A 13,648-nucleotide genomic window follows, 5' to 3' on the forward strand; every position below is an offset into this window, starting at 1 on the left:
GCCGGAAGGGCCGGGGACGTCGCGGTCGCGATGAGGCTGCCGCCGGCGACGACGAGCTCGGGCTGCTCGATGATCGTCGGGGCGATCCCGAGGGTGCGGTGCAGCAGCGTCGCGGCGAGGGGGATCCGGCTCGACCCGCCGACGAGGAACACGCCCGCGATGCGGGAGGCGTCGACCTGGGCGGCGCGGATCGCGGCGGCGGTGGCGGCGACCGTGCGGTCCAGGAGCGGGCGGGCCAGGTGCTCGAGCTGTTCCCGGCCCAGCAGCGCGTCGGTCTCGACGAGCGGCAGGTAGATCGAGGTGGAGGCGGCGCGGGAGAGCATCTCCTTGCCGGTGCGGACGTCGTCCCAGAAGTGCCTGGAGACCCGCCGGTCCCCCGGGGTCTCGGGGTGCGTGAGCCGCCGCCACGACGCGCCGTCGGACACGCCGTAGGTGGCGCCGAAGTACGCCACGACCGCGTTGTCGATGTCCAGGCCGCCGGCGTCGCGCAGGCCCTCCTCGGCGAGGACGGTGAACCCGTCGCCGGTGCGGCCGACGACCGACGCGTCGAAGGTGCCGGCGCCGAAGTCGTACACCACCACGCAGTGACCGACGGGCACGCTCTGCGCGAGGGTGTCGACGAAGTACGCGGCGGCGGCGACCGGCTCGGCGACCAGCGCCGGCTCCGCCAGCCCGGCGATCCGGGCGGCTTCCTGCAGCACGGACCTGCGCCGCGGACCCCACGACGCCGGATAGGTCAGCGTGACCTCGCCGACCGGCGCACCGGCGACCCGCTCCGCCTCGGTGCCGACCCGGCGCAGCACGCCCCCGATCAGCTCGGTGACGGGCAGCTCGGCGGTGCCGAGCAGGACCGACCCGTCGTCGATGCGCAGCTTCGGGTTGGGCTCGAAGCTGCCGGGGTGCGCCCGGCCGGCGTGGATCGCGTCGCGACCGACGAGGAACGCGGGCTCGGGCGCGCGCCAGTCGACGCAGACCGCCGAGGGCAGGATCGGCGTCTCACCGAACAGCAGAGGCCGGACCTGGCCGCCGGGCTGCCCGACGACGGCGACGGTGCTGGACGTCCCGAAGTCGATGCCGAGCCGGACCCGATCTGCGCCCATGCGGACAACGTAGCCGGTGCGCCGCAACAGAGCACCGTCCGATCAGCCAATCGTCACCCAGCGTCGGGCGGTGGCCGAAAGGTGGTTGTGCCCGAAGTGAACGTTTCGTACGGCGCTCCACCATGGACGACCACGACGACCTGCGAGGATCGGTGCGCGAGCCGGCGGCCCGGACCGCCCTCGCCGAGCTGGCCGGGCGGCTCACGACCGGCGGCGACCACCCGTGGCAGGTGGCGCTGGTCGACCAGCATGCCGCGGAGGTACGGGACGCGCTGCTCGACGCCGCGGGCCGGCTGCCGGTGGTGCGGCTGGCCGCGTACGCCGACGGCGTGCTGGACTCCGCCGAGCGGCGCGGCTGGCGGCTGGACGAGTCCGGCGCGACGGAGTGGCCGATGCTGCGGCTGCGCGCAATCTGCGCCCTGTTGGCCTCCGCCGTATAGCAAGCGGGGCCGGCTAACCAGCGGGGCCGGCGCCGCCCTGTCTGCCCCGGCTGTGTGACAAGCGGGGCCCCTGGCGCCGCCCTGTCGGCCGCCGCCGTACAGCAAGCGGCCCCCGGCTGTTGCCGGGGGCCGGACAGTGCCGCGACCCGGTCAGTCGATGCGGCGGGTGCCGTGCTCGCCGGGCAGGTCGGCCTCGATCCGCTCCTTGCGGACCTGGCCGCCGACGGTCTCGTGGTCGGTGACGGTCTCGGTGCCCAGCCGGACCTGCTCGACCGGCACGGTCTCCGTGTTCACCACCGGCCGCCCGGCGTGCAGGGTCACCTCGTGCTCGGTCCCGGTGCTGTCCCAGCCCAGGTCGTAGTGCCGGTAGAGCTCCTGCACCTGGTCGGCGCCGAGCGGTTCGTCGTGCGAGACGTCGACGTTCGGCGCGTCCTTGATTCTCGCCTTCTCGTAGCCGACGCGCAGATCGCCGTCGCCGTGCTGGCCGGCGCCGGCGAGCGGCACAAGCGACTCGTTCATCCCGAACAGTCCAGTGTGGACACTCGCCCACGCCGGGCGGCCCGACCGGTCGACGTAGATCTGGCCGATCGTGCCGACCTTGTCGCCGTCACGGTCGTAGAGGTCGTGCCCACGCAGGCCCGCGGGGCAGAACTTCTTGCCGGATGGCAAGAGCCGTGCGCGGGGTCACCGGCCGAGGGCGCCGGCCGTGCCGATCTTCTGGGCGAACAGCGTCTCCACGATGAGGGCCGTCTCCTCGTACCCGAGGATGAGCACGGCGTCGGGGGCGGCGGACCGGACGCGGTCGGCCAGACCGGTGAAGTCCTGACCGGTGCCGGGGTAGGTCACGAGCTCGACGGCACCCTCCGGCACGCCGGCCGTGACGAGGTTCGCCTTCACGTTCTTCTGCAGCCCGAGGCCGTAGGCGTCCTCGCGGGCCAGGATCATCACCTTGTGGGGGCCGTCGCGCATGATGACGTCGGTGAGGGCGCGGGCCTGCAGGGTGTCGGGCGGTGCGGTGCGGAAGAACAGGCCGTTGTCCGCGACGGCGCTCAGCTCGTCCGAAGTGGACGACGGGGAGATGAGGATCCGGCCGGCCGCGGCGATCTTCGGGATGACGGCCTTCGTCACGCTGGACGAGGACGCGCCGATGATGACCTGCACGCCCAGGCCGACGAACCGGTCCACGGTGGCGGCCGCGACGGTGGCGTCCGTGCCGTCGTCGCCGTCCACCCACTCGACCGGCTGCCCCAGCACACCACCGGCGGCGTTGACGTCCAGGACGGCGAGCTTGGCGGCGGCGAAGCGGGGCGGGCTGCGGAAGGCGAGCCGGCCGGTGTGCGGCATGAGCCCGCCGACCTTCAGCGGCGCCGGCTTCTTGGCGCCCGCGCCGAAGTTCGGATAGGCGGTGAACGGCGGGGCGGGCGCGGTGGAGGCGAGCGATTCGTCGCCGGCGCCGATGAACTCGGTCATGTTGGCGTTGATGGTGTTGTCCCGGCCGAAGTGCAGGGTGCCGTAGGAGGCCGAGGAGGGCTCGCCGCCGTCGTTGAGGCCGCTGCGGCGCATCGACACGCCGCGGTAGGCGAAGTCCTTGCCCGCCTTGGCCAGCGCCAGGCAGGCGGCGGCCGAGTCGCAGGTCGTGCCGGAGGTCGAGGCGCTCACGACGTACTTCGCGACGGTCGAGGGCTGGGTGGTGCGGGCCGACTCGGCGGCGAGGGCGGCCAGCATGACCGCGTCGTAGGCCTCGGCGGCGTACCCGTAGTCCACCAGCGACGGGTCGACCCCCCGCAGCCGCTCCCGGAACCACTCGGGCAGCGCCACCAGCGGCGTGGTGCCGACCATGCCGGTCAGGATCCCGGGAGATTCCACGAGCTTGTCCTTGAGCGAGTTGCTCATGTTCGCGTCGGACCCGTAGAGCCGCACGACGAGCGGCGGCCGGTCCGCGTCCGCGTCCGCGGTGCCAGAAGTCGTTCCGCAACCCGCCACGAGGGAAACCACCCCGGCCAATGCCACGACCGTCCGGGTCGTCCTGGATCCCACCGCTCCTGCCTCTCGTCCGCCTACGGGCCCCGCAGACCATAAGCAGTTCGCGGCGCCCGCCCGAGCGCAGAAAACAGACCTTGAGGAAAACTTGCGCCGGCGGGCGTCGCACGACCGGAGGGTGACCAGAAGCATCACCGAACGTCAATACGATAATGGTGAGTCACGTTTCCGCTACGCGACGGCACGCTCAGGGAGCAGAGGGAGCGAACTGCTGCACGCCGAACGCGATCGCCGCGGCGATGTCGTCGTCGCTGGTCCCCCAGGCCGCCTGGATCGCCGCGCCCCAGGCGTGGCAGGCGCGGGTCCCGAACTCCTTGGCCTCGGGGGAGCCCTCCCAGGTGGCGGGGTCCAGTTCGGCGCCGCGCAGGTGCAGGTCGAGGCCGAGCAGCGCCAGGTCCCAGCCGCCACCGACGCCGATCGTGCCGCCCGGGCCGTACTGGCGGACGAGCTCGTCCACGATCTCCGCGGGCGAGGAGTGCTCCAGCTCCAGCACCGTGCCGCCGCCGGGGCCGGGCGCCAGCCGCAGCTCGACCTCGGTGTCCATGCCGCCGCCGAAGGACCAGGTCACCGCGAGCAGGTGCGGCTCCTCGCAGCGTACGATCCGGCCGCCGGCGTTGTCCTTGATCTGGAACGTGCCGCCCGGGCGCAGGTCGCCGTCGACCTGCCCGAGCCACCGGCCGAGCCGCCCGGGATCGGTGCAGGCGTCCCACACGTCCGCGACGTCGGCGTCGTACGTGCGGCGCAGCAACAGCGACCGTCCCTCGCCGGTGCTGACCGGATGGCTGCCGACCTCCCGGTGGACGGCGTTGATCTGGTTGATGATGTCGATCATGATGTAGGCCCTTCTGTCGAGGATCGCGAGCGCTTGCCCCGGGCGAGCTCGGTGCCGAGCGCGTCCAGGCGCTGCTCCCAGAAGCCGCGGAACCGCTCCAGCCAGGCGTCGACCTCGCGCAGCGGCGCGGCGTCGACGGCGTACAGGCGCCGGGTGCCATCGGCGCGGACGGTCGCGAACCCCGACTCGCGCAGCACCTTCAGGTGCTGCGACACCGCCGGCTGCGAGATCCCGAACTCGGCCCGCACGGTCTCGCTGACCGCGCCGGCGGGCTGCTCCCCGTCGGCGAGCAGCTCCAGGATCCGGCGCCGCACGGGGTCGCCGAGCACATCGAACGCATGCACGGCACGTACAATGTCATCTGCAGCTTATATAAGTCAAGCCTTAAACGGATCACTGTGGACCGTCGCCTCACCGGCGGCGGTGACGCTCACGTCGAGCGAACCGCCGGCGATCCGCAGGCCGCGCACGCGGTAGGCACCGACCGGGGACGGGGCCAGTGGGGCGAGCGTCAACCGGCCCGAAGGGGCGTCGACGTCGAGGCCGAGCAGGGCGGTCACCAGCGCCGGACCGGCGGCGGCGGACCAGGCCTGGGGACGGCACGAGGCCGGGTACGGGGTGGGTGCGTCGTCGCCGCCGAAGAGCTCCGGCAGGCGGGCGTCGAAGCGCTCACCGGCGGCGAGCAGGGCGCGGATCACCTCGGCCGCCTCGGCGCCGTGACCGTCGCGGACCAGGCCGAGCAGGGCGATCGCGGTGTCGTGCGGCCACACCGAGCCGAGGTGGTAGGACAGGAAGTTGTACCCGCCCGACGAGGGCGCGATGGTCCGGATGCCGAACGGTGAGCGCAGCGTGGCGAGGTGGCCGGCGACCCGGGCGCTCTCCTCCGGCGAGAGCAGGCCGGTGCCGAGCAGGTGGCCGATGTTGGACGTGAGGCTGTCGACCTGCTCGCCGTCGCCGTCGAGCGCGACCGCGGGATAGCCGCCGGGGCACCAGAACGACGCCCGGAACCGCGCCGCGAGCGCCGAGGCCCGCTCGCGCCAGTGCGCGGCGCCGTCGCGGCCGAACGACTCCAGGAGCCAGGCACCGTCCATGAAGGCCCGGTAGGCGTACGCCTGCACCTCGGCGAGCGCGAGCGGCCCGCGCGCGATGCGCCCGTCGGCGTGCTGGATGCCGTCGCCGGAGTCCTTCCAGCCATGGTTGGCCAGGCCCTTCGCGCTGGACCGGTAGGCGACGAAGCCGTCGTGCCCGGCGAGCCACGCCAGCGCCCGCTCGACGTGCGGCAGCAGCGGCTCGACCTCGGCGGCCGGCAGCCCCCAGCGGTAGGCGTCGGCGGCGGTGCTGACGAACAGGGCGGTGGCGTCGACGGTGCCGTAGTAGACCGGCGGCAGCCAGTGGGCGGCGTCGGCGGGGCGGACCTCGTGCAGGATCTTGCCGGGCTCCTCGTCGGTGTCCGGGTCGTGCTTCGTGCCCTGGCGGCGGGCGAGGGCACGCAGCGTGCCGGCGGCGACGCCGGTGCCGAGCGGGAGGGCGAGCCGGGCCGCCCACAGCGAGTCGCGGCCGAAGAGGGTGAGGTACCAGGGGCTGCCTGCGGTGTAGTAGGCGTCGTCGCCGTCGGCGTGCCGCAGTGCCTCGAGGTCGTCGACGCTCGCGCGCACGAGCGCGTCGAGGCGCCGGTCGTCCGCGGTGACCCGCAGCTCGCCCGGCGAGGCGGAGCGGGTGATCGGCGGGGCGTCGGCGCGGGCGAAGCGCACCGTGGTGGTCCAGCTCGCCCGCGGCTCGACCGCGACCCGCCAGCCCAACGGCCCGGCGTCCGGCAGCGGGTCCGCCGTCACGGCCACGCGCATCCCGTTGCCGTCCGCCGCGTCGGTACCGGCGCCGAGAACGTCCACTGTGGACGCTGACGGCTGCCCGTCCTTCACGGCACCCATGGTGGCGAAGTCGGTCGCGGCGGCGATCGCGATCTCCACCGCCAGGGTGGTGTGGGAGAGGTTGGTCAGCGTGAGCGTCTCGGTCCCGCCGCGGGGCGTCGTGCGGCGGTCCCGCACGAGCGTCACGGTCGGGTCGGGACCGTCGTCCCCGAGACCGGGCAGCACCGCGGCGAACCGGGCCGACGACGCCCCCGTCCGGGTGACCTGGACCGGGACGGGTTCGACGCCGTCGACGGTGACGACCAGCGTCGACAGGACCCGGCGGTCGTCGACGTACAGGCCGTCGGCGCCGCCGCGGAGCTGGCCCGAGGCGCCGGAGAGCCAGGTGGCCGGCGCGGCGACACACGTCACGTGCTCGTGAAGGTAGGGCTGCTGCCCCATATCGCTCCTCTTGACAAGCCGTTGGGCGGGGTGAGACTGTCCGAACACCCATGTTGAACGTTCAAACGGGCATCCCGCAAGACCCGATTTGAACGTTCAACACCGCCACCGTGGGAGGTCCCGTGCATCCGCCGACCGTCGAGGACGTCGCACGAGCTGCCGGCGTCTCCCGGCAGACCGTGTCCAACGTGCTCAATGCGCCGCAGCGGGTGCGGCCCGAGACCCGGCAGCGGGTCGAGGCGGCGATCGAGCAGCTCGGCTACCGGCCCAACCGGGTCGCGCAGTCGCTGCGGGCCGCCACCTCACGCATGATCGGCTACCGGATCGAGCCGCTGCACCCGCACGCGCTGGGCAGCATGCACGACCGCCTGCTGCACGCGCTCGCCGAGGCCGGCCGGGCCGCCGACCACCACCTGCTGCTGTTCACCGCCGACGAGCCCGGCGACGAGGTCGCCAACGTCGACGCGCTGCACCGCGCCGGCGCGATCGACGGCGTCGTGCTCTACGGCATCCAGTCCGACGACCCGCGCCCGCCGGCGCTGCGGCAGCTGCGGATCCCGTTCGCCGCGTTCGGCCGTACCGGCGCCGACGACACCCACCCGTGGGTCGACATCGACAACACCGCCGGCACGGCCGCCGCCGTCGAACACCTGGTGACCCGCGGGCACCGGCGGATCGCCTTCCTCGGCTACCCGGAGGGCGTCGCGGTCGGCGACCGGCGCGCCGACGGGTGGCGCTCCGCGCTCGACAAGCGCGGCCTGCTCGACGGATCCCGCCACCTCGACCTGCGCGGGGAGGACTCCCTCGCCACCGGCGCGCGCCTCGCGGAGGCGCTGCTGGACCACCACACCCCACCGACCGCCGTCGTCGCCGCCACCGACACGCTCGCCGCGGGCGTGCTGCGCACCGTGCGGCAGCGGCACGCCCGGCTCGCCGTCGTCGGCTTCGACGACACCCCGACCGCCGGCGCGCTCGACCTGTCCAGCGTCCGGCAACCGATCGAGGCCGTCGGGCACGCGATGATCCGCGCCCTGCTGAGCCCCGCCACGAGCGAGCCGGCCGGGCAACTGCTGGCACCCGAGCTGATCGTCCGAGCCTCCAGCGCTCTGCCCTGAAATCCCCCGACCCCCTGGGAGCGACCATCATGTTACGAACACCCCGCCTCCTGACCGCGCTGATCGCCACCGTCCTGCTGCTCGCCGCGTGCGGCGACGACGGCAGCGGCGGCGGCACCGAGGGCAGCGCCACCGGCGCGAAGCTGACGATGTACGCGTTCTCCTCCTCCCCCGCCGAGGACGCCGTGCTGCGCAAGGCCGTCGAGGACTACAACAAGCAGGGCCGCAACACCGTCGAGCTGAAGGTGCTGCCCGAGTACGACACGGCCCTCACCACCGCGCTCGCCGGCGGCGAACCGCCGGACGTCTTCTACGTCAACGACAACAAGCTGCCCGACTTCGGCAAGAACGGCGTCCTGGAGCCGATCGGCGACAAGGTCGACAACCCCGGCGACTTCTACGACACGCTCAAGCAGTCCTTCACGTACAAGGGCACCTACTACTGCGCGCCGAAGGACTTCTCCACGCTGCAGCTGGTCTACAACACCGCCGACTTCACCGCCGCCGGCCTGCAGCCGCCGACGACCTGGGACGAGCTGACCGCCGCGGCGAAGGCGCTCACCAAGCCGGGCCACCCGGGCCTGGTGCTCGCGCCGGAGTTCTACCGCTGGGGTGCGTTCATGGCGCAGGCCGGCGCCTGGCCGACGAACGACGACGTCACCAAGATGACGATGGACACGCCGGAGATGCGCACCGCGCTGCAGTACGTCACCGACAACCACAAGGCCGGCTGGTTCGGCACCCCGGCGTCGGTCGGCGCGGGCTGGGGCGGCGAGGCGTTCGGCAAGGCCGCCACGTCGATGACGATCGAGGGCAACTGGATCGTCGGCGCGATGAAGAACGACTTCCCCAACGTCAAGTACGCGGTCGCCGAGCTGCCGGCCGGGCCGAAGGGCAAGGGCACGATGTCGTTCTCCGTCTGCTACGGCGTGGCGAAGGCGGCGAAGAACAAGGCCGCCGCGCTCGACTTCGTCAAGTTCCTCACCTCGCCGGACGAGCAGTTCGCGGTGACCAAGGAGTTCCCGGTCATGCCGTCGCGCAAGTCCCTGGCGGACAAGTGGCTGGCGGACAAGCCGGAGCTGAAGGCGTTCGTCGCCGGCGGCGACTACGCGAAGAAGTCGGTGTTCGTGCCGGGCTTCAGCACCGCGATCGACACGTTCAACGACGGCATCCAGGGCCTCGCCAAGGGCAACAAGCAGGTCGCCGACGTCGTCACCAGCACGCAGAAGGCCGGGACCGACGTCCTCGGCTGACGAGGTTACGAAGGGGCCGTCTCCGGGCGGCCCCTTCACTGAGGAGTCCGCATGTCACGCATCCACGGCCGGCAGGGGCTGGCCGGCTGGCTCTTCGTGTCGCCCGCGCTGATCGGGCTCGGCGCGTTCATGGTCGCGCCGATCGTCCTCGCCCTGTGGGTCAGCTTCCGCGACTGGAGCGGGCTCACCCCGCTCGGCGCCTCCGAACCCGCCGGCGTCGCCAACTACCAGGACCTGCTGACCGATCCCGGGGTCGTCCGCGGCGACTTCGCCAAGAGCCTGCGCAACAACCTGTACTACGTGCTCGGCGTCGTCCCCGCGCAGACCGCGCTCGCGTTCCTCCTCGCGCTCGTCGTCAACGCCCGGCTGCTCAAGGGCCGCACGTTCTTCCGCACCGCGTTCTACTTCCCGTCGGTGACCAGCTCGATCGCGGTCGCGTTCATCTTCGTCTTCCTGTTCAGCCCGTCCGGCGTGGTCAACACGGTGCTGTCGGCGGTGCTGCCGGGCAAGGTCGACCTGGTGTGGCTCGACGACTCCGACGGGCTGCTGCACCTGCTGCTGGGCGCGGCCGGTGTCCACGAGCCGCCGGGCGCGCTGCGCGGCGAGTTCATGGACCTGTCGTGGTGGGACTGGCTCGCCGGGCCCAGCGTCGCGCTCAGCTCGGTGATGATCCTCGCGACCTGGACGACGACCGGCACGTTCATGCTGATGTTCCTCGCCGGCCTGCAGAACGTCCCGGAGGAGCTCGACGAGGCCGCCGCCATCGACGGCGCCTCCGCCCGGCAGCGCTTCTTCCGGATCACACTGCCGCTGCTGAAGCCGACACTGTTCCTCGTGCTGACCCTCGGCGTGATCGGCACCTGGCAGGTGTTCGACCAGGTCTACGCGATGACGTCCGGCGGGCCGCAGAAGACCACGCTCACCCCCGCGTACCTCATCTACCGCGAAGGGTTCCAGAACAGCGCGATGGGCCGGGCCGCGGCGATCGCGTTCATCGTGCTCGTCATCATCCTGGTCTTCACCGGCGTGCAGCGGCTCGTGCTGCGGAAGGAGCGCTGAGATGCCGTTCTCGTTGCGCCGTGTGCTGCGGTACGCGCTGCTGGCCGGCTTCGCCGTCGTGTTCATCTACCCGTTCGTGCTGTCGCTGGGCACGTCGTTCAAGTCGCGACCCGAGGTCGCCGCTCATCCGGTGTCGCCGTGGCCGCGCTCCTTCGACCTGCGCGCGTGGTCGGACGTGCTCGTGCACAGCGACTTCCCGCTGTGGACCTTCAACTCGATCTTCGTCACGGTCGCCGCGACCCTTGGGCGGGTCTTCATCGACTCGCTCGCCGGCTACGCCTTGGCGCGGCTGCACTTCCGCGGCCGCGGTGTCCTCTTCGCCGGGATCATCGCGGTGCTCGCGGTGCCGCCGATCGTGCTGACCGTGCCGCGGTTCCTGGTGCTGAAGGAGCTGAGCCTGCTCAACTCGTACACCGGGCTCATCCTGCCGCTCGCGGTCGACGCCATGGGGATCTTCCTGATGCGGCAGTTCTTCGCCGAGCTGCCCAAGGAGCTGGAAGAGGCGGCCCGCATCGACGGCGCCTCGATCTTCCAGGCCTACTGGCACGTGGTGCTGCCGCTGGCGCGGCCCGCGCTGCTGACGCTGACGATCCTGTCGTTCCAAGGGGTGTGGAACGAGTTCCTGATGCCGCTCATCGTGGTGCGGGCCAGCCCTTCGCACTGGACGCTGCCCTTCGGCCTGTCGACCCTGGGCCGCGGCGGCGCGGGCGGGCAGAGCTTCGACTACCCGGTGATGATGGCCGGCTCGATCCTCACCATCATCCCGGTGGCGATCGTGTTCATCGTCTTCCAGCGGTACTTCGTCCGTGGCGTCGCCAGCAGCGGCGTCAAGGGCTGAAGGCCCGCCGCCGCTGTCTCCCACCCCGGCATGCCGGCCGTCGGGCCGGCGGCCGCGGCGCCGGCCCTGCCGCGGCGCTTGTTCTGCCGCGGCGCTTGTTCTGCCGCGGCGCTTGTTCTGCCGCCGGGGCGCCGCGGGTCCACAGTGGACCGTCACAGCAGGCTCAGCGCCGCCGTCACCGGGTCGACGTCGGCCGGGACGGCGGGGCCGATGGCGCAGCAGGTGGCCGTGCCCGCGGCCACCTGCGTGCGTCCCGCGTCGTGGATGACCTGCACCGGCAGTCCCGCCGCACCGGCGTGCTCGCACAGCTCGGCGAGCTCCGCCTCCCCGGCGACCTTCAGCACCACCTTCGGCTGACCCGCCCGCAGCCACGCTTCGAACACCGCGCCGTGCGGCCCCTGCAGCACCGCGGAGACCGCCGCGTGCGCGACCTGCGCCGCGATCTTGCCCCGGCCCATGCCGAGGTCGGTGCGCACGACGAGGACCATCTTCGGTTCGATCTTCACGACCAGCGATGTTAGTGCGTGGTCAGGTCCGCCAGCAGTCGCATCGCGCCGGACACGTCGCCGGCGCCACGCTGCCGGTCGGCGCCGGTCCCCTCCTCGCGCAGCCGGGCCAGCTCCTTGCCGACGACGCCGTCGTCGCCGTGCCGGCGCAGCGCCGGGCCGATGGTGTCGGCGAGCAGGTCGACCAGGTCCCACGCCGGCACCGCGCGGCGGCCACGAAGGTCCATGAGGGTGCCGCCGAGGCCCTGGTGCGCGGCGTTCCAGTGCGCGGCCCGCAGCAGGTGCTCCGGTGGGCGCACGGCCGGGCGGCCGGCGGCGATGTCGTCCAGGACGGTGGCGACGAGCCCGCGGACGATCCCGGCGACGAGGACCGTGTCACCAGCGGTCGGGCACACGTCGCCGACGCGGATCTCGACGGTCGGGTAGCGCCGCGACGGGCGTACCCACCACAGCACCATCGAGTCGTCGAGCATGACGCCGCTGCCGACCAACTCCGCGACGGTGCGCTCGTAGTGGGCCACGGACGTCAGGTACGGCGCCGGCCCGAGGCTCGGCCAGCGGTCCAGCTGGATGCTGCGCCAGCTCGCGTGGCGCGTGTCCGCCGCCGCGTGGAACGGCGAGTTCGCGGTCAGCGCCTGCACCACCGGCAGCCACGGCCGCAGGTGGTTGCAGACCTGCACGGCGACCTCCCGGTCCGGCACGCCGACGTGGACGTGGCAGCCGCACAGCGCCGGGTCGTGCGCGATCGGCCCGTAGTGGCGGGCGATCGCCTGGAAGCGGGGCGTGTCCTCGACGCTGAGGTCGGGCTCGGCGACCGGGGTGGCGGCGACGGCGACGAGCCGCGCCCCCGCGGACTGCGCGGCGAGCGCGGCCACGGCCCGGTTGGCGGTGATCCGCCGGCGCAGCTCGGGCAGGGTCGTGCAGACCGGCGTCACCATCTCCATCATGCTGCGCCGGAACTCGACCCTGGTCTGCTCCCGGGCGGGGTCGGGCAGGCAGGCGCGGGCGTCGTCGGCGACGGGCGCGTTGCGCCACGTGACCGGGTCCAGCAGGAGGAACTCCTCCTCGACGCCCAGGGTCAGGGTCTGCCCGGCCAGGGCGCCGGCGCTCTCGGCGACCCGCGCGGCGGGGCTCGGCGCGGTGGCGGCGACGGTCGGCGGCATCAGCGGCGCCTTTCAGCGATGAGGAGGCACACGGCGATGCGTTCGGCGTGCGCGTAGGACGGGTCGTCGAGGTTCTCGCTGTACACGTCGGGATCGACCTCGCGGTAGCGCCACGCGAAGCCGGTGCCCGCGAGCCGGGTCGCGGCCGCGGCGAGCAGCGGGTCGTGGCCATCGACGATGCCGGTGCCGCTGAAGAGCACCAGCGACCCGCCGGGCGCGAGGCGGGTCAGCGCGGTGTCGAGCACGGCGAGCGGCAGGTCGTGCCCGTGTTCGCCGCCGCCGTCACGGTACCGCCGGCCCTGCGGGTCGATCATGAACGGCGGGTTGGAGACGATGAGGTCGAACTGCCCGTCGACCCCGTTCAGCAGGTCGCTGCGCACCGGCGTGACCCGCACGCCGGCGAGCCCCGCGTTGACGGCCGTGTACCGCAGGGCGACCGGGTTGACGTCGACGCCGAGGACCTCCGCGTCCGGGCCCCCATCGCAGGCCAGTATGCGGGCCACCGTGACGGCGACCGCGCCGCTGCCCGTGCCGATGTCCACGACCCGCCGCGGCGCGGCCGGCAGGGTCCGCAGGTGCGCGGTGACGGCGTCGCAGGTGCGCAGCGTGTCCGGGCCGAAGAAGACGGCGTCCGGCTCGGCCGGCGGGTAGGCCGAGTGGAAGAACAGCTGGCCGTCGTGCGTGGAACAGCGGACCCGGCTGCGCCAGGTGCCGCCGTCGCGGTTGCTGTCGCCGTCGCGCTCCAGGGCGCCGGCCTCGTCGAGCAGCCTGACGAGGTCGTCGGGCAGCACACCGGGTCCGAACGGGCGGCTCCACCCGAGCACGTCGCGCAGCGTCCGGGCGCGGGCGTTCTCCGGCCGCCGGTTCACCCGTTCGTGTGTGGCCGGTGTGACCGCAGTGAACTGGTAGCCGGTGTCCTTGATGGCGTCGCCGAGGCGGCGCAGGGCGGCGTCAGCGTAGACGGGCACGTCCGTGGCCGAGATCATGCCGCCC

General features: G+C 73.0%; 13 protein-coding genes and 1 pseudogene. 5 read left to right on the forward strand and 9 right to left on the reverse strand.

All coding sequences use genetic code 11. The features are described from left to right. Positions 1 to 23 precede the first annotated feature (23 nt). A pseudogene (locus tag ACFY3L_RS40855) lies at positions 24 to 1,100 on the reverse strand (Hsp70 family protein); the annotation flags it as partial. A 122-nt stretch (positions 1,101 to 1,222) separates the two neighbouring features. Here ACFY3L_RS40855 and ACFY3L_RS40860 point away from each other — a divergent pair. Continuing rightward, complete coding sequence (locus ACFY3L_RS40860) at positions 1,223 to 1,540, forward strand: DUF6401 family natural product biosynthesis protein (protein ID WP_389337317.1); 318 nt, start codon at positions 1,223 to 1,225, stop codon at positions 1,538 to 1,540. Positions 1,541 to 1,690: 150 nt separating this feature from the next. On the opposite strand, the gene ACFY3L_RS40865 is transcribed toward ACFY3L_RS40860, so the two are convergent. From ACFY3L_RS40865 to ACFY3L_RS40885, 5 genes are all read right to left on the reverse strand, one after another. Next, positions 1,691 to 2,209, reverse strand: a complete 519-nt coding sequence (locus tag ACFY3L_RS40865; RefSeq protein ID WP_389337320.1) for a PRC and DUF2382 domain-containing protein — start codon at positions 2,207 to 2,209, stop codon at positions 1,691 to 1,693. A gap of 15 nt (positions 2,210 to 2,224) precedes the next feature. Next, positions 2,225 to 3,523 carry an ABC transporter substrate-binding protein gene (locus tag ACFY3L_RS40870; RefSeq protein ID WP_389337322.1) on the reverse strand — a complete coding sequence of 433 codons (1,299 nt, stop codon included), beginning with the start codon at positions 3,521 to 3,523 and terminating at the stop codon, positions 2,225 to 2,227. A gap of 244 nt (positions 3,524 to 3,767) precedes the next feature. Further along, on the reverse strand, positions 3,768 to 4,412 hold the full coding sequence (locus tag ACFY3L_RS40875) for an SRPBCC family protein (protein ID WP_389337325.1): 645 nt from the start codon (positions 4,410 to 4,412) through the stop codon (positions 3,768 to 3,770). After that, entirely contained in the window at positions 4,409 to 4,756 is a 348-nt protein-coding gene (locus tag ACFY3L_RS40880) for an ArsR/SmtB family transcription factor (RefSeq protein ID WP_389337328.1), read from the reverse strand. Before ACFY3L_RS40880 ends, ACFY3L_RS40875 begins: the two co-directional genes overlap by 4 nt. Positions 4,757 to 4,789: 33 nt before the next feature. Next, positions 4,790 to 6,721: a glycogen debranching N-terminal domain-containing protein gene (locus tag ACFY3L_RS40885; RefSeq protein ID WP_389337331.1), complete on the reverse strand. Its 1,932-nt coding sequence runs from the start codon at positions 6,719 to 6,721 to the stop codon at positions 4,790 to 4,792. Positions 6,722 to 6,843: 122 nt separating this feature from the next. Between ACFY3L_RS40885 and ACFY3L_RS40890 the strand changes: the two genes are divergently transcribed. From ACFY3L_RS40890 to ACFY3L_RS40905, 4 genes are read left to right on the forward strand one after another with little or no spacing between them, the layout of a single operon-like run. Continuing rightward, positions 6,844 to 7,836 carry a LacI family DNA-binding transcriptional regulator gene (locus tag ACFY3L_RS40890; RefSeq protein ID WP_389337334.1) on the forward strand — a complete coding sequence of 331 codons (993 nt, stop codon included), beginning with the start codon at positions 6,844 to 6,846 and terminating at the stop codon, positions 7,834 to 7,836. 29 nt (positions 7,837 to 7,865) lie between these two features. Then, the gene (locus ACFY3L_RS40895) at positions 7,866 to 9,089 is read left to right on the forward strand and encodes an extracellular solute-binding protein (protein WP_389337337.1); all 1,224 of its coding nucleotides are present in this window, start codon (positions 7,866 to 7,868) and stop codon (positions 9,087 to 9,089) included. 51 nt (positions 9,090 to 9,140) lie between these two features. Then, complete coding sequence (locus tag ACFY3L_RS40900) at positions 9,141 to 10,148, forward strand: carbohydrate ABC transporter permease (protein WP_389337340.1); 1,008 nt, start codon at positions 9,141 to 9,143, stop codon at positions 10,146 to 10,148. 1 nt (position 10,149) lies between these two features. Then, positions 10,150 to 10,986 (forward strand): carbohydrate ABC transporter permease, encoded by an 837-nt coding sequence (locus tag ACFY3L_RS40905; protein WP_389337343.1) that lies wholly within the window; start codon positions 10,150 to 10,152, stop codon positions 10,984 to 10,986. Positions 10,987 to 11,138: 152 nt separating this feature from the next. On the opposite strand, the gene pth2 is transcribed toward ACFY3L_RS40905, so the two are convergent. From pth2 to ACFY3L_RS40920, 3 genes are read right to left on the reverse strand one after another with little or no spacing between them, the layout of a single operon-like run. Further along, on the reverse strand, positions 11,139 to 11,492 hold the full coding sequence (gene pth2 / locus ACFY3L_RS40910) for a peptidyl-tRNA hydrolase Pth2 (protein WP_389337346.1): 354 nt from the start codon (positions 11,490 to 11,492) through the stop codon (positions 11,139 to 11,141). An 11-nt stretch (positions 11,493 to 11,503) separates the two neighbouring features. Beyond that, positions 11,504 to 12,655: a glutamate--cysteine ligase gene (locus ACFY3L_RS40915; protein ID WP_389337349.1), complete on the reverse strand. Its 1,152-nt coding sequence runs from the start codon at positions 12,653 to 12,655 to the stop codon at positions 11,504 to 11,506. Then, positions 12,655 to 13,641 (reverse strand): methyltransferase, encoded by a 987-nt coding sequence (locus tag ACFY3L_RS40920; RefSeq protein ID WP_389337352.1) that lies wholly within the window; start codon positions 13,639 to 13,641, stop codon positions 12,655 to 12,657. Before ACFY3L_RS40920 ends, ACFY3L_RS40915 begins: the two co-directional genes overlap by 1 nt. Between the last annotated feature and the right edge of the window lie 7 nt (positions 13,642 to 13,648).

It is taken from the genome of Dactylosporangium sp. NPDC000521, from assembly GCF_042898305.1.
In the GTDB taxonomy this organism is placed as follows: Bacteria; Actinomycetota; Actinomycetes; order Mycobacteriales; family Micromonosporaceae; genus Dactylosporangium.